Source organism: Hyphomicrobium sp. NDB2Meth4 (assembly GCF_900117445.1).
Lineage (GTDB): Bacteria > Pseudomonadota > Alphaproteobacteria > Rhizobiales > Hyphomicrobiaceae > Hyphomicrobium_A.
This window is the reverse complement of the sequence record NZ_FPEJ01000013.1, coordinates 744322-764767: the sequence shown is the minus strand read 5'-3', so window position 1 is coordinate 764767 and position 20446 is coordinate 744322. Positions and strand designations below refer to the sequence as shown.

The window sequence follows — 20446 nt, the reverse complement described above, 5'->3', positions numbered from 1 at the left end:
ACGGCAGCGCCCGTTGTGCCGCATCAGACGCGACTGCCGGAGCCGCCATTGACGACCCCGCAATCAGATACGCCGCTGCCCTGGGCCGATGCGCCCTTGACCGCCCGCCTCGTGCTGGCTGATGGCACCGTGATTTCCGGAACGGGACTTGGAGCCACAGGCTCGGCCGTCGGCGAGGTTTGTTTCAACACGGCGATGACGGGGTATCAGGAGATTCTGACGGATCCCTCGTACGCAGGGCAGATCATCACGTTCACGTTCCCGCACATCGGCAACGTCGGTGCCAATAACGATGACACCGAGACGTCGAACCTCGCGGCGCGCTCCGGCGTGCGGGGGGCTGTGCTTCGGGCCGACATCACCACTCCATCGAACTACCGCTCGGCGGAGCACCTCGATCGCTGGCTGAAGGCGCGCGGCATCATCGCGATCGCCGGCGTCGATACGCGAGCGCTGACGGTACTCATTCGCGAGAGGGGGATGCCGAACGGCGTCATCGCGCATGACCCTTCGGGCAACTTCGATATCGACAAGCTGAAAGCGGAAGCAGCCGCTTGGCCGGGCCTCGATGGCATGGACCTCGTGCCGGATGTCACGAGCGGTCAGAGCTACTCGTGGGACGAGACGCGCTGGGTGTGGGGCACCGGGTATGGCCGCAACGAAGATGCGCCGTTCCATGTTGTCGCCGTCGACTATGGCCTGAAGCGCAACATCCTGCGCTGCCTCGCCAGTGCTGGCTGCAAGGTGACGGTCGTGCCGGCAACGACGAGCGCCGCGGACATCCTGGAGCGCAAGCCTGACGGCGTGTTCCTGTCGAATGGCCCGGGGGATCCGGCGGCCACCGGCAAATACGCGGTTCCGGAAATTCAGAAGATCGTATCATCGGGCTTGCCGGTGTTCGGCATTTGCCTCGGACACCAGATGCTGGCGCTGGCGTTGGGCGCGAAGACGCACAAGATGGCCCAGGGCCATCACGGCGCGAACCATCCGGTGAAGGACTTCTCCACGCAGAAGGTGGAGATCACCTCGATGAACCATGGCTTTACCGTGGACCGGTCGACATTGCCCACCGACGTCGAGGAAACGCACGTGTCGCTGTTCGACGGGACCAACTGCGGTTTGCAGGTGAAGGACAAGCCTATCTTCTCGGTCCAGTACCATCCGGAGGCCTCGCCAGGGCCGCAGGACAGCCACTACCTGTTCGACCGTTTCGTCGAATTGATGCGCCGCCGCAAGGCCGGCTGAGCCGAGGCAACCCTACAAAACATTAATGCTGACGGCTCTCGCGGGCCGTTCAGGCGACGTTATAGTGTACCCTCTTCGGGAATATTGTGTCTCCTGCGTGGAAAAAGTTCCCGAGGCACAGTAATCAAGCGGCGCCGACGGCAATAAGCCCAACGGCGGACCAGGGAGGAATTCATGCAGCGGTGCGCCATTTTCTGCGCCATCACGGCCTTGCTTACGGCCTCGGCGATGGCCGATGACAAATGCCGCGGCGAGGTGGCCGATGCCTTCAACAAACAGCGTTCGTCGCGGGCGTTCACCATGGCCTCGGAGATGAAGAGCCCATCCGGCCAGGTGAAGATCAACGTCGAATACCAGCCGCCGGACCGCATGCACCAGACGATCATTGCGCCGAGCCAGGATCCGCTCGAAACGGTCCTTTACGGGACGCGCGCCTACAGCCGCCAGGGCGGCGCCTGGGAAGAGCTGATGCCGGCCGTTGCCCAGACGATCATCGCGCAGGTGCGGGCCGCAGTGATCGATCCACCCAAGGAGGTCGGCGATTTCGACTGCCTCGGCCTGGTTCAACTCGACGGCAAGGATTATCTCGCCTATCGGAGCGTCGAGAAACGCTCGGACTCAGGCGCCGGGGCTGGCGCTCCGACGCTCCACCGCACGGTTTATGTCGATCCGAAAACCGGGTTGCCGATGGTGAATATCGTCTCCGCCGAGGCGCCATCGACCGAGGTGGTGTTCAAGGGCGTCTACGACTATCCCGAACACCTCGAGATCGAAGACCATCCGAATGCACCACTGGTGAAAATGAGATAAGCGCAATAATCGCGCGCGTACCTGGTTGAGGAAACGAACGATGAAGAAGCAGATGATGTGCCGCTTGCTGACGGCCGTAACCGTGTTGATCGCCGCTGGCAGCGCCGCTCATGCAGACTGCAAGGACGAGGTGGCCGCCGCTCTGGACCGCCAGCGCAAGACCAGCGGATTCCGCATGAAGACCAAGATGCTGTCGGAGCAGGGTCTCGTGAACATGACGGTCGATTACGTGCTACCCGACCGGATGCGCCAAGTGATCACCTCGACGCTGGAGCCCAAGCCGGTGGAGACGGTCGTGATCGGACGCGACGGCTGGAGCCGAATGGAAGGCGAGGACTGGCACCCGCTGCATCCGCAGGTCGCCGATGCCATGGCGGCGCAGATGCAGGAGACGCTGGGCGAGAATCAGGAAGGCTCGCTCGGTGAGTTCGACTGCCTCGGTAAGCAGCCTGTAGACGGCCAGAGCTATCTCGCCTACCGCGGTGAGAACCAGGAGCCGGGCCCGCAGAACCTGAGCCCGGGCGCGACAGAAAAGCCCAAGCTGCCGGATCGTCCGGTGCGCGTGATCTTCGTCGATCCGACTACCGGTCTGCCGGCCCGCAGCATCTTCGGGCGGGCCGACAAGCTGGAGAAGCCGGTGTTCGAGGCGATCTACAGCTATCCTATCGATATCAAGGTCGACGCGCCAAAATTCCCTGGAGCCCCTATCGACAAGCCGGCGGAGGCCAAGCCGGAAGAGAAGAAATAAGCTTCGCGCCTCTCTGACTGACCGCTCTTCCTGCATGCACTGGTGCCGCGCCGGTGCATGCACAGTTGCGCTCGCGTGAATTGGGCTATAGCCAAAGCCGCCGACCATGACTTAAAAGGCCGCCTCATGCCCAAACGCACGGATATCAAGTCCATCCTCATCATCGGGGCGGGACCGATCGTTATCGGCCAGGCCTGCGAGTTCGACTATTCCGGCACGCAGGCGTGCAAGGCGTTGAAGGAGGAGGGTTACCGGATCATCCTCGTCAACTCCAACCCAGCGACGATCATGACTGATCCGGAGCTGGCGGACGCGACGTATATCGAGCCGATCACGCCAGAAGTCGTCGCCAAGATCATCGCGAAGGAGCGCCCGGACGCTCTGCTGCCGACGATGGGCGGCCAGACGGCGCTGAACACGGCGCTGGCGCTGGAGCAGCAGGGCGTGCTCGCCAAGTTCGGCGTTGAGATGATCGGTGCGCGCGCGGAGGCCATCGACAAGGCCGAGGACCGCAAGCTGTTCCGCGAGGCGATGGACAGGATCGGCCTGGAGAGCCCGCGCGCTGCGATCGCGTCGTCTCCGGCAATCAAGGACGCCGAGGGGCACATCGTCGGCTACGACACGGCGGCTGGCTTTGCCGAGGCGATGCGGGTGGTCGATTCGATCGGCCTGCCGGCGATCATCCGCCCGGCGTTCACGCTCGGCGGTACGGGCGGCGGTGTTGCCTACAACCGTGAGGAGTTCGAGACCATCGTTAGGTCGGGCCTCGATGCCTCGCCGGTCGGACAGATCCTGATCGACGAAAGCCTGCTCGGCTGGAAGGAGTATGAGATGGAGGTCGTCCGCGACAAGGCGGACAACTGCATCATCATCTGCTCGATCGAGAACATCGATCCGATGGGTGTGCACACGGGCGATTCCATCACCGTGGCCCCAGCGCTGACGCTGACCGACAAAGAATACCAGATCATGCGCAACGCCTCGATCGCGGTGTTGCGAGAGATCGGCGTGGAGACGGGCGGCTCGAACGTGCAGTTCGCCGTCAATCCTGCTGACGGGCGCCTTGTCGTCATCGAGATGAATCCGCGCGTGTCGCGCTCGTCGGCGCTGGCGTCGAAAGCAACCGGCTTCCCAATCGCCAAAGTGGCCGCGAAGCTGGCGGTGGGCTACACGCTGGACGAACTCGCCAACGACATCACCGAAGGGGCGACACCTGCCTCGTTCGAGCCGACGATCGATTATGTCGTCACCAAGATCCCGCGCTTCGCGTTCGAGAAGTTCGCTGGTTCCGATACGACGCTGACGACTGCCATGAAGTCGGTCGGCGAGGTGATGGCGATCGGGCGCACGTTTGCTGAAAGCGTGCAAAAGGCGCTGCGCTCGATGGAAACGGGGCTTTCCGGCTTCGATGACATCGAACTGGAAGGGCTTGGCCAGGGCGACGACAAGAACGTCATTCGCGCGGCCGTTTCAAAGCCGACGCCCGACCGCATCTTAAAGGTGGCGCAGGCGCTGCGGCTCGGCTTCGATGTCGATCAGGTCCACAACTCGTGCCGCATCGATCCGTGGTTCCTCAGTCAGATCAAGGCGATCGTCGATGAGGAAGCGCGCGTAAAGGCGCACGGGTTGCCGAAGACAGCTTCGCAGTTGCGTCGCCTCAAGGCGATGGGCTTCTCGGATGCACGCCTCGCCAAGCTCGCGGGACTTCCCGAGAAGGACGTGCGTGCGCAACGCGTGGCGCTGGGCGTGCACCCGGTGTTCAAGCGCATCGACACGTGCGCGGCCGAGTTCGCTGCGCCCACGGCGTACATGTATTCGACCTACGAGACGGGGTTGACGGGAGAGCCCGCGGACGAAGCTTATCCGTCCGACAAGCAGAAGGTGATCATCCTCGGCGGCGGTCCGAACCGCATCGGCCAGGGCATCGAGTTCGACTACTGCTGCTGTCATGCCTGCTTTGCGCTTACGGCGGCAGGCTTCGAAACGATCATGATCAACTGCAACCCGGAGACCGTGTCGACCGACTACGACACCTCAGACCGGCTCTATTTCGAGCCGCTCACCGCCGAGGACGTGCTCGAGATCGTCGAGAAGGAGAAGACGAAGGGGACGCTGAAAGGCGTCATCGTGCAGTTCGGCGGACAGACGCCGCTGAAGCTGGCGGCGGCGCTGGAAGAAGCGGGCGTGCCCATCCTCGGCACCTCACCTGATGCCATCGACCTTGCGGAAGACCGGGATCGCTTCAAGGAGCTGATCGACAAACTCGGGCTGCAGCAGCCACAGAGCGGCATTGCCCGCTCGCCGGGCGAGGCGCGCTCGGTTGCCGATAAGATCGGCTATCCGGTCGTGATCCGCCCGTCCTACGTTCTGGGCGGCCGCGCGATGGAGATCGTGCACGACGGCTTGGAGGTCGATCGCTACGTGACGCGCCTTTCGGCGACGCTGGATCGTCCGTCAGAGCTCGTCGTCTCTGACAAGCGGCCGCTGCTGATCGACCGGTATCTCACCGACGCGGTGGAAGTCGACGTCGACTGCCTCGCCGACGGCAAGGATACGTTCGTTGCCGGCATCATGGAGCACATCGAGGAAGCGGGTATTCACTCGGGGGATAGCGCTTGTTCGCTGCCACCCTATTCGCTTGGCTCGGGGATGCTGGCCGAACTCGACCGGCAGGCGCGCGAGTTGGCGCTGGCGCTGAAGGTCGTCGGCCTGATGAACGTGCAGTTCGCGATCAAGGACGGCATCGTCTACGTGCTCGAAGTCAATCCGCGCGCTTCGCGCACGGTGCCGTTCGTTGCCAAGGTTATCGGCAAGCCGATCGCGGCCATCGCTTCGGAGGTGATGGCGGGCAAGCCGCTGGCCGACTTCAAGCTCACCCAGCCGGAACTGAAGCATGTCGCGGTGAAAGAGGCGGTGTTCCCGTTTGCGCGCTTCCCGGGCGTCGATCCGATCCTCGGACCAGAGATGCGCTCGACCGGCGAGGTGATGGGCATCGATAGAGACTTCGCCATGGCGTTCCTCAAGAGCCAGCTCGGCTCCGGCCAGGTTCTGCCGATGCGCGGTACGGTGTTCATTTCCGTTAAGGACACCGACAAGGACCGGGTGGTGGCCCCAGTGCGGGAACTGGAGGGGATGGGATTCAAGATCATCGCCACCGGCGGGACCAAGCGTCACCTCGAAGCCAATGGCATCGCCTGCGAAGCTATCAACAAGGTATTGGAAGGGCGTCCGCACATCGTCGATGCGATGAAGAACGGCGACGTGCAGCTTGTTTTCAATACGACGGCAGGCGCTAAGGCATTGTCCGACAGCAAGGATATCCGCCGGACGGCCTTGCTTCACCATATACCCTATTATACAACTATTGCTGGTGCGATGGCGGTCACCCGGGCCATTAGGGCCTTAAAAGCGGGCACATTGAGCGTAGCCCCTTTGCAAAGCTTCGTGACGCGCCCATCCTAATCATCCGGGCCGCCTCAGGGCGGCCCATTTCACACGTTGGCAGCAACGAGTGTTGGTGGTCCTGGCCTGTCCGCCAGGCCGTAGGGAGATGTTAGGAATGTCGATGGAACGGGTCCCGATGACTGTCGAGGGCTTTCGCTCGCTTGAAGCGGAGCTGCATCGTCTCAAATCGGAGGAACGCCCCCGTATCATTCAGGCCATCGCCGAGGCGCGCTCGCATGGCGATCTCTCCGAGAATGCAGAGTATCACGCTGCCAAGGAACAGCAGGGCCTGAACGAGGCGCGCGTGGCCGATCTCGAGGATCGGCTGGGCCGCGCCGACGTCATCGATACGACGAAGCTGTCGGGCAATACGGTCAAGTTCGGCGCCACGGTGACGCTGGTCGACGAGGACACCGACGAGAAGGTCAAATACAAGATCGTCGGCGACTTCGAGGCGAGCGTGAAGGACGGCAAGATCTCGATCTCCTCGCCGATCGCGCGTGCGCTCATCGGCAAGTCGAAGGGTGACACCGCCGAGGTGACGACGCCCAAGGGACCGCGTTCCTACGAGGTCCTGAAGATCGAGTGGAAATAACCCTTCCGACCCGGAGACGATGCAGACCCTTGGCACGCGGGAGCCGCTGGTTTTCCGCGTGCGGGTGCATATCTAACTCCAATGTTGCCGGTTGAACGAACCGGGCCGCGCGGGTGTTCGCCCGGGCGATTGGAGTGTGAAACCATGCAGTCGATCTTGTCGCAGCGTTCCCTGCTGGCCTTGATCCTTATGGGAGCGGGTGGTTTGGCCGTGATGCCAGGCAATGCTACCGCCGGCGGACTAGTCGAAGCAGGAGAGTTGGAGCATGCGCGGGCCAACGCGCGTGCGGGCGGTCCTGTTAGCGAGCGGGATACGGAGCTGCTGGAGCGCTACGGCTGCCTCAGCGGTACCAACAGTCCGGTGTGCCACCAGGGCTACCGGGGCCAGCGGTACTATTACGCCGACCGGCGACATAAGCACCGCACTCACAAGCATCGCCGCCGGCACCGCTGAGCCGGCGAGTTCACTTCTCGGGTACGGATATAGGCACGCCGGGCTCGCGCTTGGCGCGGCGGATGGTGAGGAAGGTCTTCACGCTGGCGACGTTGGGAGCTGCCGTCAGATCGCCGAGAATGAAGTCCTGGAAGGCGGGCAGATCCTTGGCGACGCACTTGAGCATGTAGTCGCTTTCGCCTGAGAGCATGTAGGCCTCGCGCACGATGGGCCAAGCGAGGACGCGGTTCTCGAAGGCGCGCAGCTCTGCCTCGGCCTGATTATGCAACCCGACCATGGCGAAGGCAGTGAGCTCGAAGCCCAGCGCGGCTTCATCCAGCAGGACGGTATAGCCAGCGATCAGGCCAGCCTGCTCGAGGGCCCTGACGCGCCGGAGGCACGGCGGGGCCGACAGGCCGACGCGGGAGGCAAGCGCAACGTTGGTGAGGCTGCCGTCGGCCTGCAGCTCCTTGAGGATGCGCCAATCGACGAGGTCCAGGCGCACGGCCATCGCGGTCAAGTCTCCACGGATTTGCCGTCGGCGCTGGTCTCGCCCGAAATTGCAGCCGACATGGCGAGGGACGTTGCACCAAGCGGCCCAATTTGGCTAGCGCCGGAGCGGCTGACCTTGGCCTTTTACATTGCGGCTCTATTGGGGGTGGACAGCCTGCGGTCTGATGGTGCCATCCTATCCATATGATGCATGCACCGGTTGACCATTTCCGCCCTCTCGCCGGCCGCAGCGCCTGGCTGCTCACCACCGGTGCCGCGGGCATGGACGTGCAGACGCGCGGGCTGGCGGATGCGCTCGGGCTCTCCTACACGTTGAAGCCGATCGCGCCGAAGGGCATCTACAAGTTGTTGTCTCCGTGGGGACCGGTGGCCGCGAGCGAGCGGTTCGGTGAGGCGGGGGCCGAGTTCGCTCCACCGTGGCCGCAGGTTGCCATCGCCTTAGGGCGCACAAGCGTTCCCTATTTGCGCGCGCTGCGGCGGCACTCGCCGGCGACATTCACCATCCTGATGCTCGATACGCGGGCTGGCACAGGCGCGGCGGATGCAATCTGGGTACCCCAGCACGATCGTCTGCGCGGGGAGAACGTGATTGTCACGCTGACGTCGCCGCACAGTTTCACGCCCGCGCGCATCGAAGCGTTGCGGCGTACGATGCCGGACGAGATTGCAGCACTGCCGGGGCCGCGGGTGGCCGTGGTACTCGGCGGCCGCAACGGGAGCTACAAGTTTACAGCGAGCGACGATGCGCGTCTTGCTGCTTCCCTGTCCTCGTTGGGCGCGCTGGGCGTCAGCTTCATGATCACGCCGTCGCGCCGTACGCATCATCGGCTGTTCAATGTGACGGAAGCGGCGACGCGGGGGTTCCCGCGCATTCTCTGGGATGGCGACGGGCCCAATCCCTATCCGGATTTTCTCGCGCACGCGGACATGTTCGTCGTCACCGGCGACAGCGTGAACATGACCGGCGAGGCAGCGGCAACAGGGCGGCCGGTGTTGGTGTTCCATCCTTCCGGCGGGTCGGCGAAGTTCCGGCGATTCCATCGCGCGCTCGAAGCCTACGGGGCAACACGTGAGCTTCCGGAGCGGGTCGATCGCTTGCCGCCGTGGTCGTACGAGCCGCTGCACGCGGCCGAGACCATTGCGCGCGAAGTCGAGCGACGTTGGCTGGCACGCGGCTGCGTGCATCCATGAACCAAAAGGGGGCCGGGGGGCTCAACGAGGCGATGCTGTGCGCGGGCGGAACTCTTTCGCTGCCCGATCTGACGATCGGAGCGCGTTCCTGGCGCATCATCGAGATGGCGCTGCTCTACGTTGCGGCACCGTTCGCGGTCGATGCCGCCGTGCATGACGGAGGCATTCCGGTTTTCATCGCGCTCATTCCCGTTCTGGCGATCATCCTGATCGTGCTGCTGATCGACCGGACGTTCTCGCTACGGCGTGAACTGACGCGTGGGTTTTCGCTGGCTCAACTCGGGTCGATCCTTCTGGTGTTTGCGATCGGCGGGGGGATCGTCGCGACGTACGTTGCGGAATATCTGCCGTCGTTGTTTCTCGAGTTTCCGCGCAATCGCCCGGAAACCTATCAGCGCATCATGCTGCTCTATCCGCTCATGTCGGTGATCGCGCAGGAACTGGTTTACAGGACGTTCTTCTTTCATCGGTACGGGCTTCTGTTCGGGCGCGCGTGGTGGCTGGCGATTTTGCTCAACGGCGCATTGTTCGGGCTGGGGCACATCGTGATCGGCACGCCGCTCGCCATCTATGGCAGCGCGGCGATCGGCGTGCTGTTCGCTTGGCGCTATGCCATCGCGCGGTCATTCTGGGCCGTCTTCATCGAGCACACGCTGTGGGGCTGGCTGGTGTTCACAATCGGCATCGGGCGCTTCTTCTTTACAGGCGTCGGCATCCTTTCCTGGCGTTGAGCGGGATGTGCATTGACGGGCGCGCGTTCTTGGCCGCGCGGTGCGGACGCCGTAAGGAGTGTCTTCGCGGAAGGCGGAGTTATTTCGATGACGAGCCCGGTCAATCCTCTGAAAGGCCGCAGTTGCTGGATCATCAGCGACGGCAAGGCGGGCAACGATGTGCAGACGCAGGGCATCGCGAATGCGCTCGGTCTTGCCGTCACAGTGAAGCGGATAAACCCCTCGGGCATTCACAAACTGCTGTCGCCATGGATCGGCGTGCCGCGGAGTGTGCGCTTCGGCGAGCCGGGAAGCGATTTCGCACCACCGTGGCCGGATGTGGCGATGTCGATCGGGCGACTGACGACGCCGTATATTCGCGAACTGAAGCGACGCGCGGGAGCGGCTACGTTCACGGTTATTCTGCAGAACCCGAAGGTTTCACTGAAGACGGCTGATCTGTTCTGGGTTCCAGAGCACGACAAGCTGCGCGGCGACAATGTGATTACGTCGCTGACGGCTCCACACGGGTTCACTGAAGAGCGGCTGGCTAAGTTGCGCGAGACAGTTCCTCAGTTTCTCGAAGCGCTTCCCTATCCGCGTGTGGCGGTGATGCTGGGTGGCTCGAATGGCGACTACACGTATTCACCAGCCGCGTTGGATAGGCTCGAGCGCGCCATCGTTGCGTTGGGCGAAGCTGGCGCCAGCCTGCTGATCACGCCATCGCGCCGGAGCGAAGCCGCAGTGGTGGAGTGCGCGCGACGCGCAAGTTCGCGCTTCCCTGGAATGTTCTGGGACATGACCGGCGACAATCCTTATCCGCATTTTCTCGCATGCGCCGATGCATTCCTTGCGCCGGCCGACAGCATCAACATGACCGGCGAGCCGTGCGCGACGGGCAAACCCGTCTACGTGTTTCATCCTGACGGTGGCTCGGCAAAGTTTACGCGCTTTCATCAGGCGCTCGAACGGCACGGCGCTACGCGACCGTTCCCTGAACAGCTTTCCAATCTTGCAGAATGGAAATACACGCCGCTGAACTCTGGAGTGGCGATCGCGCGCCAAATTGTGGCGCATTACAAAACTATTCAAAAGTAACTACCGCAAGCTTTGAGAAGGCCGTGCATAACTGAGCTTTTCAACTGTGAACTGCGTGCATAACCGGAAATACCAATTGGTAAGGTGACGAAGCGCGGCGTAACTGGCAGCAGCATTGCGAGGTGAACTGCAGCGAACCAGGAGCGCAACTCTCATGTCCGCATCCGCTAAAGAAGTCGCCGCGTCGTTACTCAGAAGCTTCCACACGGCCACGGAAGGGCGCAGTCCTTACCGCCATTGGTTCCTCAGAGACTGTCTGCCGCAATCGACGGTCGACGAGATCTTGTCGCTTCCGATATCCGCAGCTGATCTCGGCGGTGTGTCGGGCAAGCGCGAGCTGCACAACGCCTCGCGCCATTATTTTGATGTCGCCAATCGCGCCGAGCATGCGTGCGCCGAATCGGTTTCGTCGGCTTTGCAGGATCCGCGCGTCGCAGCAGAAATCGAACGCATCTTTGGTGTGAAGCTCGGTGGCACATATCTGCGCATCGAGTTCGCGCAGGATGTCGACGGCTTCTGGCTGGAACCGCATACCGACATCGGCGTGAAGGCGTTCACGTTCCTGCTTTACCTGTCGACGGATCCGACGCATGCCGATCTCGGTACGGACATCTACGACAACGACAAGAAGTGGGTCGGCCGTTCGCCGTTCGCTTCCAACTCGGCAATGATCTTCGTTCCATCGAACATTAGCTATCATGGGTTCGAGCCGCGCAAGATCAACGGCGTGCGCAAGTCGCTGGTGATCAATTACGTGACGAACGAATGGCGGGCACGCGAGCAGCTCGCGTATCCCGAGCAACCGGTTACGGTTGCCGAGCCGGCGTTCGCCTGACGCACAGTCAGGGCCGACTTTGGAAGGGCGCATGCGGCGACGCGTGCGCCTTTTCCTTTTGAAAACAAAACCCTATGTACGGGGAGGCTGCCTGCCTGAGCTGTCGCACCCGGCGCCGGGCAGGGGAGCTGAGCATCGGCCGCGTTGAGAGGCGCGGCCTGATCGGCTAGAAGGCCGCAAAGACCAATCCCGACACCCGCGATTCAAGGAGGCCGCCCCCGTGGCGAACCCGCAGTACGTCTATCACATGCACAAGCTCTCCAAGGCCTATCCGGGGGGCAAACAGGTTCTGAAGGACATCTCGCTGTCGTTCCTGCCGGGCGCCAAGATCGGCGTCGTCGGTCTCAACGGCGCGGGCAAGTCGACGCTGCTGAAGATCATGGCTGGGCGGGTCGACGACTTCCTCGGCGAAGCCAAGGCCGCAGACGGCATCAAGGTCGGCTACCTGCCGCAGGAGCCGGAACTCGATCCGGACAAGGATGTTCTCGGAAACGCGATGGAAGGGGTGGCGGAGAAGAAGGCAATCCTCGACCGCTACAACGAGATCGCCGCCAATTACTCTGACGAGACCGCCGACGAGATGACGGCGCTGCAGGATCAGATCGACGCTCAGAATCTTTGGGATCTCGACACGCAGGTGGAGCAGGCGCTCGATGCGCTGCGCTGTCCGCCAGGCGATGCCGACGTGACCAAGCTGTCGGGCGGTGAGAAGCGCCGCGTGGCGCTGACGAAGCTTCTGCTATCGAAGCCGGACATTCTGCTGCTCGACGAGCCGACGAACCATCTCGACGCGGAAAGCGTCGCCTGGCTCGAGCGCTACCTGAAGGAGTATGCCGGCTGCGTCATTCTCGTGACGCATGATCGCTACTTCCTCGACAACATCACGGAGTGGACGCTGGAGCTCGATCGCGGGCAGGGCGTGCCGTGGAAAGGCAATTATTCGAGCTGGCTGGAGCAGAAGGCAAAGCGCGCGGAGAGCGAGAAGGCCGTCGAGGAAGGCCGCCAGAAGCAGATCTCGCGCGAGTTGGAGTGGATCCGTTCCTCGCCGAAGGCACGTCAGGCGAAGTCGAAGGCTCGTATCTCCGCTTACGACAAGCTGGTCGAAGAGGCCGGGCGCGAAGAGGTGGGCAAGGCGTCGTTCTCCATCGCCGCTGGTCCGCGTCTGGGCGACATGGTTGTCGAAGTGTCCGGCCTCAAGAAGGCTTTCGGCGACCGGCTGCTGATCGATGGTCTGGAGTTCAAGCTGCCGCCGGGCGGCATTGTCGGCGTGATCGGTCCCAACGGCGCGGGTAAGACGACGCTGTTCAAGATGATCACGGGGAAGGAAAAGCCGGACGGGGGCGAGATCAAACTCGGGCCGACGGTCAAGCTTGCTTATGTCGATCAGAGCCGTGACCACCTCGATGACAAGAAGACTGTTTGGGAGGAGATCTCCGGCGGCCTCGACATCATGAAGTTCGGCGACAAGCGTGAGATGTCTTCGCGCGCCTATTGCGGCTGGTTCAACTTCAAGGGTGCGGACCAGCAGAAGAAGGTGGGGCTTCTGTCGGGCGGTGAGCGCAACCGCGTGCATCTGGCGAAGATGCTGAAGGAGGGCGGCAACCTGTTGCTGCTCGACGAGCCGACGAACGACCTCGACACCGAAACGCTGGGTGCACTGGAAGCGGCACTGGAAGATTTCCCCGGCTGCGCCGTGGTCATCAGCCATGATCGCTTCTTCCTCGACCGTTTGGCGACACACATCCTCGCATTCGAAGGCGACAGCCACGTCGAATGGTTCGAGGGCAACTTCGCCGACTACGAAGAAGACAAGAAGCGTCGCCTGGGCGACGCCGCCACCGAGCCGCATCGCATCAAGTACAAGCGCTTCGAGCGGGCATAGGCGCGCGTGCTTGGACGGGCAATGACCACTGGGCACGTGTTCATCGCGGTCAGTCTCGACGGGTACATTGCCCGACCGGACGGCGCAATCGATTGGCTCGAAGGCTGGCCCGACGTCGGCCACGATTACGGATTTGCTGCGTTCATGGAGAGCGTCGACGGGCTCGTGATGGGCCGGTCGACGTTCGAGCAGGCGCTGCGATTCTCTGACTGGCCGTACACGAAGCCGGTTATTGTGCTGAGCCGGACGATGACCGATGCGGACGTGCCCAGCGCGCTCGCAGGCCGCGTGCGCGTGAGCGACAAAGCTCCGCGCGAGGTAATGAACGAGTTGAGCCATGACGGCTGGCAGCGGGCCTACATCGACGGCGGCCGTGTCATTCAATCATTCTTGCGTGAGGGATTGATCGACGACCTCGTCATCACACGGCTGCCAGTCGTGATCGGATCGGGGCTGCCGCTGTTCGGCGAAGTGACTGGGGACGTGCGCCTAGCGCATATATCGACGTCCGCGTTTGCTTCAGGATTTGTGCAGTCGTGCTACCGCGCATCAGCGGCGTGAGCCTTGATGCGCGGCTATAGCCCGGCGCGTCACATCCGAGCCCAAATCCCCTGCCAACTGGCCGCCAATCAGGCTGTTTAGGAGTTTCGGGGGAATTATGGGCAGGTTTTCTGACCGCGTGCGGGGTGCGGGCTCAGCGGAAAATGCCGCGCATGGCATGTCGCCTCTGGAGGGCGGCAAATTTGCTGCCGTGCTCTCGGCGATCGCGCTCGCCATCTCCGGCTACAGCCTTTGGGAGACTTCGCTCAAGCAGGCGGACGTGAGGATCTTCGTTCCGCCCGTCGTCCAATACTCGGCGCCGTATCAGAACTCGAACTTCGAAATGATCGCGGTGCCGGTGACGATGACCAACGAGGGCGCGCGCACGGCGACGATCCTGTCGATGCAACTTGCCGTCACCGATCCCCGGACTCAGGTGACGAAGCACTTCTATGCCGCCGATTTCGGGCGCTGGACCATGGAGCGTACGCGGACGGGTGCCTACGAGCCGTTCGCGCCTGTGTCTCTTGCCGGCAGGTCGAGCCGCACGGAGTCGGTGCTGTTCTATACGCGCGGCGATGGAGAGAAGCCGGCGCAGTTGATCGAGGCGCTCGGGCCATACAACTTCGAGCTTACCTTCGACGTGGCGGAGACGAAGGATAAGCCGACCGTCAAATTTGATCGCTCACTGCTCTACTACGATGCGCGTGCGTTCAACGAGCGCACCTTGCCGATGTATAGCGCAGACTGGCAATCATCGAGCAACGCCAAGGCCGACTGAGCCCGCTTAGATCGCGCTACGTGTGCTGGCGAGCTTTTGAGCTTTCTTCAAGTCGCGAACGAACTCGGCATAGGCTTCGCGTTTGGCCGAGGCGTCAGGGATGCGCAACAGGTACGAGGGGTGGACGGTGATTTAGCCTGCGCGTCCGTCGAGTTCATGCGGGCCGCGCACGCCTGTGACCGGTAATGACCTGCCAGTGAGTGCCAGGACGGCGGTGCCGCCAAGGGCGACGATCACCTTGCGACGATCAATGCCGGCATCGCGCATGGCGCGATCGAGGGGTGGGCCGGCGGGGATGCGACGATGCGCGCTTTAAAGTCGCGCAACGTTCTCGGGCCTGGCCCTTCAGCGGCAGGGCTTGGTTTCTGGGAGACGGCCACACAAAGCCAACGAGCCGGCAAGAGACTATTTGGGTTGGCGCGCGATCAATGGAATGCCGCACTGGCCGAATGAGGGCGGCTCGGGTAAGAGGCGCCGTATGGAACAGAACCTAATTCAAGAAGCGCCGAGCAAGGCGACACGCAGGGACTGGATCGGTCTGGCGGTGATCGCGATCCCGTGTCTCATCTATTCGATGGACTTGACCGTGCTGCATCTGGCGGTGCCGCAGATCAGTGCCGAGTTCAAGCCAAGCGCGGCGCAGCTTCTTTGGATCGTCGACATCTACGGCTTCATGGTCGCTGGCGCGCTGGTGACGATGGGCACGTTGGGTGACCGCATCGGGCGGCGCAAGGTACTGCTCTATGGTGCGGCGGCATTCGGCGCAGCGTCGGCACTCGCCGCTGCGGCACCGAGCGCTGAGATGCTGATCTTGGCGCGCGCTCTGCAGGGCTTGGCTGCAGCTTCTCTTGCGCCCTCTACGCTCTCGCTCATCCGCAACATGTTTCTCGATGATCGCGAGCGCACGTTTGCCATTGGTGTCTGGGTGGCGAGCTTCTCTGCCGGCGCGGTGATTGGTCCGCTTTTCGGTGGCGTCCTGCTCACGCACTTCAACTGGCATTCGGTGTTCCTGATCAACGTGCCGATTATGGCCTTGCTGCTGATCATCGGTCCGACGCTGTTGCCCGAGTTTCGCGATCCCAACGCCGGGCGCATGGACGTCGCGAGCGCGGCGCAATCGCTCGTGGCGGTGCTGTCGATCGTCTATGGGATGAAGCGGATCGCGGCTGACGGCGTCGATGTGCTCGCGGCAGGTGCGATACTCGTGGGGCTGTGCATCGGCTGGATGTTCTTCCGTCGCCAGCGGCGTCTCGCTGATCCGCTGATCGATGTACGGCTGTTCGCGGTGCCGGCGTTCAGTGCGGCGCTGATCATGAATATCCTAGGGCTGTTCATGATCATGGGGATGTTCCTGTTCATCGCCCAGTACCTGCAACTCGTTGTCGGCATGAGCCCGCTGACCGCTGGCCTCTTCACTGCGCCGGCGGGCGTCGTGTTCGCGTGCGGGTCGATGATGGCACCAGTGCTTTTGCGCTACTTCGCACCCAGAAGCGTGGTGGCGTGCGTGCTGCTGATCTCGGCGATCGGCTTTGCGCTGCTGACGCAGATTTCCGCGGCAAGCAACCCGCAGTCGCTGCTGTTCATCGGCATGCTGGTGTTCTGCACGGGCATGGCGCCCGTCGGTGCGATCACGACAGATCTCGTGATGGCCGCCGCACCCCCCGAACGTGCGGGCGCGGCTTCAGCGATATCGGAGACTAGCTTTGAGTTTGGTGGAGCGCTCGGAATAGCTGTTCTCGGCAGCATTCTGACGGTCGTCTATCGCACAAGCATGGAGGCGGCACTGTTACCGGGTGTTCCGACTGCCATGCATGAAGCGGCATCGGAAACCATCGGCGGGGCAATTGCAGCAGCGCAGTCGTTGTCAGCACCGGCGGGTCGCGAGCTGCTCGTGGTTGCGCATGCTGCGTACACGTATGCATTCGAGGTCACGGCGGCCGTTTCGACCGCTTGCGCGCTGCTGGCGGCGATCGTCGCTGGCTTAATGCTTCCTCATTTCCGGCTCGAACACATGGCCAAATAGTCGAAGCACTTGATTCGACTGCAGCAATGAGGGGGCCATTATGGGGAAGCTACAACAGCAACTCGAGGAAATGCACATCCGAATTGCGGAGATGGCAAGCCACGAGGAGACACTCGTCAAAGCCCTGAGCGATGCGCTGACGCGTCTCGACGAGCAACTGCTCGCAGACGTGCAGGCCATCGCCAGCGATCACGAGGCGCGGCGCATTTCGATCCTTGGAGAGTTGCAGGGATTGGCGTCGAGCATCGGCATGTTCCAGGTGCCGCGTGCGCCCGCAGCGCCGCAAATCGACCATGAGGCGGAAGTGGCCGCCTACATTCCAAGTGCCGGCGATTGGCGGCAAGCGACGAGCAACATCCGCGATGACCACGTGGAGGCCAATCATGCCGCGCACGTTGCGCACGCGGCTGGGGCTGCACGTCCGTTGTTCCCGCACGAGAAGCGCGGTGTGGGCGTGAGCGCGCCGCTGAGCCTGGTCGAGCGGCGCCGGCGGGCAGCTGGGGGGTAATCGGTAAGAGAAGTGTTTGTCGACCCCGGCCGCGTTGACTGACGGAGATCAACGCGGCCGCCGGAATGCCGCGTCTGTGGGGGTCGATTATATCTTGACGTTCTGAGTAATGTTTCTTAAGTGAAAAGACGGCCTTCGAGAGCTTAGGCCGGGGGGATTTTGAGCTCTCGATAAGCCAGCCAACGGCAGTTGCTTCGCGCATCAGCCGCAGCCAGCCGACTTCCAAGTAGCGTTGCGTATGAGTGGGGGCACGATGGTTGCGTGTGCGTTCGCGCGCGGTTGCGCGCGTGTGTTGGTTTGCGCGTTTGTGATGGGAGCGGCGAGTGCCGCTGCGCAAGAGACGGCGGAGCCCGACGCGGCAGCCGCGTCTGAAACATCCGGAGCTTCGGGGGCGGCCGATGCCGCCGACGGCGACAATAAGACGAAGAATTCGGCGGCACTGCCGGGGCTCGTTGTCGAGACATCACCCAAGCCTGCGGAGAAGAAGGCAGCCAAGAAGAACAAGGGCACGACCACCGCCGCGGCTCCGGCGGCGGCGGGAGAGGATACGCAGCCTGAGGTTCCCGGCATCGTCTACGGCCAGGCGCTGAGCGACACTGGTACGACGACATTCGATTCCAACAGCGTCAATCTGCGGACGGACGGTGGCGGAGATGCGAACACGTTCCTGCGCAATCTGCCGAACGTGCAGTATCAGGATCAAACTGATGATGAGCCTGGCGCAACCGCAGGCAAATCGATCGATACCAAGCCACTTCTGCTCTCGATCAGTGGCGGCCGTACATACGAAAACAATTTCATTCTCAATGGCGTTTCTATCAGCAACATCACTGGTCCGGTTGATTGGAGTGACAATCTTCCGGCCGATGATGCCTCAACACCTGTAGCAAACAACATCTACGGCCTTCATCCGCAGACCGTCTATGTACCGACGGAATTCATAGGCCAAGCCACAATCATCGACAGCAATGCCTCAGCCGAATACGGACAATTTCAGGGCGGTGTTGTCGTATATGATCGGCACCTCCGACAGACCGCTATCATGCAAGCGTCAGTGCGAGCCGTCACACCAGCGAGATGGTCAACTACATTCTAGCCACTGAGGATGGCCTCAATTCCAACCATCGCCAAGCTCCGACGTTCGAGAAGAATAATTTGGCTGTCTCGGTGGGGGCTCCGATCACGTCGGATTTTGCATTCATAGCGCAAGCGAGTCGTAAGCAGGCCGAAACAAGCAAGCAAAAGGTCTATTACATCAGCGACGACTGGGTGCACGAGAACTCAGACAACATTTTTCTGCGGTTTGCAGCAACGGCCCGTACCGACCTCGGCAAATTGACGCTCGATGTGTCGCGCACTGACTACTTCCAGCATTGGGAGAACCCACACGGGCGTGACCTCTATATCGATACGCAAACGGATAGCACGACCTCGCAGCTTAAGCTGGAGCGTGACTTAGCAGGCGTGCGCGTGGATTCTGTGGGGCTGGGCCGGGCGAAACTCGAGGCTCGCGCATTCTACAACACCAGTGAAACGCTCAACACATCTGGCGGGAACACGACCTACAATTGGCTGAACCAGCGTCGCAAAACATACAATGCTGCAACGGGGACCTGGAGCACCTGGTACGATACGACCCTCCACGACGATTGGTGTCGAGGCATGGATCTTACACAGGCCGATCAGAGCAGCGTCCAGTTCAGTTGCAGAGAGGGCGGTTACGGCAACAAGCTTCAGGGCCAGACGGATTACGGCGCGCAGGCGAAAGTCGACGGTGATCTTTTGTTAGGTAGCTTCAAGTTGGGTGCGGAGCTCAAACAGTATGAGGGGCGTCGTGCGCGTCTTGAAGACTACTATTTCGTAGGCTCGATGGCAGTTGCAAGCTACCCGTCTTCTTATCAGACGACGGGGGGCACCTCACCTGTCGTGTCGGCGATCAATTGCGATCCATCTGATACAATGTGCGATGCAGAGCAGTATGCTGGTCGCTATACGCTGTACGAAAAGTACGACGTGACCGCAAAGGTTGCCGCGGCGCACACATTTGCTGAGATCGACCAGACTTGGAGATGGTTTAATGTAAGAGCTGGTCTTCGCGTGGACTACGACGACTATTTTGAGAACATCAATCTGGCTCCGCGTCTAGCGGGAACTGTCACGCCGTTTGAGGGGCTCAGCTTTACGGGCGGCTATAACCGGTACTACCTCGGCGAAACTCTTTACTACGCTATTCGCGACAAGCAGTCGCGCGGATACACCGTGGTGCGGAAGCACGACGCGAACGGTGTGCCGTATATCTATCAAAGCTATGCGAACGAGCTAATCCGTTATCAGGCCGCGGGCCTCAATACGCCGTATGACGACGAGTACACAGGTGCAGTACGCATCAAAGATCCACTTTTGGGCGGACAGTTGCGCCTCAAATATCTGGAGCGATACTCGCGCGACCAGTTCGAAAGTGACGACTGCGAATTGGCTGGGGTCAGTCAGTGCTATCGTTTGACGAACAACGCGTGGCGGAACTACAGGTCGGCGAGCGCCGAGTATACGAAGGAGTGGCACCGGTTGAAGACGCCATTCTATCTAGATGCGGCGGCGATTACCGGCCAGGTGACGTGGTCTGAGCAGACGGCTTCGCGCGGCGCATACCTCGATGACGAGGACGATCCAACCATCAAGCCTATTTGGTACAACGATGCGAGCTATTCGCGCGCCGGCTTTCAAGCCGTCACAGGGAACCTCGACATACCCGTGCGCATAGGCTCGACGCTATCGACGGTCTGGTTCAACAACACCCTGGTGTTGAATCTTAGCGCCGGAGTGAACCTCGGCTACGAGGGTGTTTATGACACCACAAAGCAGCATGTTGACGAGTACGGGATCGACCATGATGTCTATGACGACAGGAAGTTCGGCGCGACGCTGCTACTCGATGCGTCTGGACAGATCAACGTGACCGAGCAGGCCGCCATTGAGTTCCACGTCAACAACATCACTAACAGCAAAGGCAATGCGGTCGCTTCAGATGACTTCCCGTGGGTGATCGGGCGCAGCTACTACATCGGTTCGGCACTCAGGTTTTGATGGCGTT

At 61.8% G+C, this 20446-nt stretch carries 18 protein-coding genes and 1 pseudogene; 17 read left to right on the top strand and 2 right to left on the bottom strand.

What is annotated here, in order from left to right:
* Window positions 1-48 precede the first annotated feature (48 nt).
* From carA to NDB2M4_RS18675, 6 genes are all read left to right on the top strand, one after another.
* On the top strand, window positions 49-1245 hold the full coding sequence (gene carA, locus NDB2M4_RS18700) for a glutamine-hydrolyzing carbamoyl-phosphate synthase small subunit (protein WP_072378324.1): 1197 nt from the start codon (window positions 49-51) through the stop codon (window positions 1243-1245).
* A gap of 174 nt (window positions 1246-1419) precedes the next feature.
* A complete protein-coding gene (locus NDB2M4_RS18695; protein ID WP_072377784.1) occupies window positions 1420-2055 on the top strand; it encodes a hypothetical protein in 636 nt (211 codons plus the stop codon).
* A 40-nt stretch (window positions 2056-2095) separates the two neighbouring features.
* A complete protein-coding gene (locus NDB2M4_RS18690; protein WP_072377782.1) occupies window positions 2096-2803 on the top strand; it encodes a hypothetical protein in 708 nt (235 codons plus the stop codon).
* 126 nt (window positions 2804-2929) lie between these two features.
* A complete protein-coding gene (gene carB, locus NDB2M4_RS18685; RefSeq protein WP_072377780.1) occupies window positions 2930-6265 on the top strand; it encodes a carbamoyl-phosphate synthase large subunit in 3336 nt (1111 codons plus the stop codon).
* A gap of 103 nt (window positions 6266-6368) precedes the next feature.
* Window positions 6369-6842 carry a transcription elongation factor GreA gene (greA, locus tag NDB2M4_RS18680; protein WP_072377778.1) on the top strand — a complete coding sequence of 158 codons (474 nt, stop codon included), beginning with the start codon at window positions 6369-6371 and terminating at the stop codon, window positions 6840-6842.
* A 144-nt stretch (window positions 6843-6986) separates the two neighbouring features.
* Window positions 6987-7295 (top strand): hypothetical protein, encoded by a 309-nt coding sequence (locus tag NDB2M4_RS18675; RefSeq protein WP_072377776.1) that lies wholly within the window; start codon window positions 6987-6989, stop codon window positions 7293-7295.
* A 10-nt stretch (window positions 7296-7305) separates the two neighbouring features.
* Here NDB2M4_RS18675 and NDB2M4_RS18670 read toward each other — a convergent pair whose 3' ends face one another.
* Window positions 7306-7785, bottom strand: coding sequence for an Lrp/AsnC family transcriptional regulator (locus NDB2M4_RS18670; protein ID WP_072377774.1), 480 nt, complete (start codon window positions 7783-7785; stop codon window positions 7306-7308).
* 185 nt (window positions 7786-7970) lie between these two features.
* Here NDB2M4_RS18670 and NDB2M4_RS18665 point away from each other — a divergent pair, with 185 nt between their 5' ends.
* The 7 genes from NDB2M4_RS18665 (at window position 7971) to NDB2M4_RS18635 (ending at window position 14824) form a co-directional block, all read left to right on the top strand.
* The gene (locus NDB2M4_RS18665) at window positions 7971-8978 is read left to right on the top strand and encodes a mitochondrial fission ELM1 family protein (RefSeq protein ID WP_072377772.1); all 1008 of its coding nucleotides are present in this window, start codon (window positions 7971-7973) and stop codon (window positions 8976-8978) included.
* Window positions 8975-9709, top strand: a complete 735-nt coding sequence (locus NDB2M4_RS18660; protein ID WP_139247377.1) for a CPBP family intramembrane glutamic endopeptidase — start codon at window positions 8975-8977, stop codon at window positions 9707-9709. Before NDB2M4_RS18665 ends, NDB2M4_RS18660 begins: the two co-directional genes overlap by 4 nt.
* 87 nt (window positions 9710-9796) lie before the next feature.
* Window positions 9797-10786 (top strand): mitochondrial fission ELM1 family protein, encoded by a 990-nt coding sequence (locus NDB2M4_RS18655; RefSeq protein WP_072377768.1) that lies wholly within the window; start codon window positions 9797-9799, stop codon window positions 10784-10786.
* Between the two features lie 154 nt (window positions 10787-10940).
* A complete protein-coding gene (locus tag NDB2M4_RS18650; RefSeq protein ID WP_072377766.1) occupies window positions 10941-11621 on the top strand; it encodes a 2OG-Fe(II) oxygenase in 681 nt (226 codons plus the stop codon).
* Between the two features lie 220 nt (window positions 11622-11841).
* A complete protein-coding gene (gene ettA / locus NDB2M4_RS18645; protein WP_072377764.1) occupies window positions 11842-13503 on the top strand; it encodes an energy-dependent translational throttle protein EttA in 1662 nt (553 codons plus the stop codon).
* Between the two features lie 21 nt (window positions 13504-13524).
* Complete coding sequence (locus NDB2M4_RS18640) at window positions 13525-14064, top strand: dihydrofolate reductase family protein (protein ID WP_072377762.1); 540 nt, start codon at window positions 13525-13527, stop codon at window positions 14062-14064.
* 97 nt (window positions 14065-14161) lie between these two features.
* A complete protein-coding gene (locus tag NDB2M4_RS18635; RefSeq protein WP_072377760.1) occupies window positions 14162-14824 on the top strand; it encodes a hypothetical protein in 663 nt (220 codons plus the stop codon).
* A 6-nt stretch (window positions 14825-14830) separates the two neighbouring features.
* On the opposite strand, the pseudogene NDB2M4_RS20540 reads toward NDB2M4_RS18635, so the two are convergent.
* A pseudogene (locus tag NDB2M4_RS20540) lies at window positions 14831-15064 on the bottom strand (uracil-DNA glycosylase); the annotation flags it as partial.
* A 238-nt stretch (window positions 15065-15302) separates the two neighbouring features.
* On the opposite strand from NDB2M4_RS20540, the gene NDB2M4_RS18630 reads away from it, so the two are divergent.
* The 4 genes from NDB2M4_RS18630 (at window position 15303) to NDB2M4_RS18615 (ending at window position 20439) form a co-directional block, all read left to right on the top strand.
* Window positions 15303-16847, top strand: coding sequence for an MFS transporter (locus tag NDB2M4_RS18630; protein WP_072377758.1), 1545 nt, complete (start codon window positions 15303-15305; stop codon window positions 16845-16847).
* Between the two features lie 40 nt (window positions 16848-16887).
* Window positions 16888-17355, top strand: a complete 468-nt coding sequence (locus tag NDB2M4_RS18625; protein WP_072377756.1) for a hypothetical protein — start codon at window positions 16888-16890, stop codon at window positions 17353-17355.
* A 310-nt stretch (window positions 17356-17665) separates the two neighbouring features.
* Complete coding sequence (locus tag NDB2M4_RS18620; RefSeq protein ID WP_072377754.1) at window positions 17666-18451, top strand: TonB-dependent receptor plug domain-containing protein; 786 nt, start codon at window positions 17666-17668, stop codon at window positions 18449-18451.
* Complete coding sequence (locus tag NDB2M4_RS18615; RefSeq protein ID WP_072377752.1) at window positions 18433-20439, top strand: TonB-dependent receptor; 2007 nt, start codon at window positions 18433-18435, stop codon at window positions 20437-20439. The genes NDB2M4_RS18620 and NDB2M4_RS18615 overlap by 19 nt, the downstream gene beginning before the upstream one ends.
* Window positions 20440-20446: the final 7 nt, after the last annotated feature.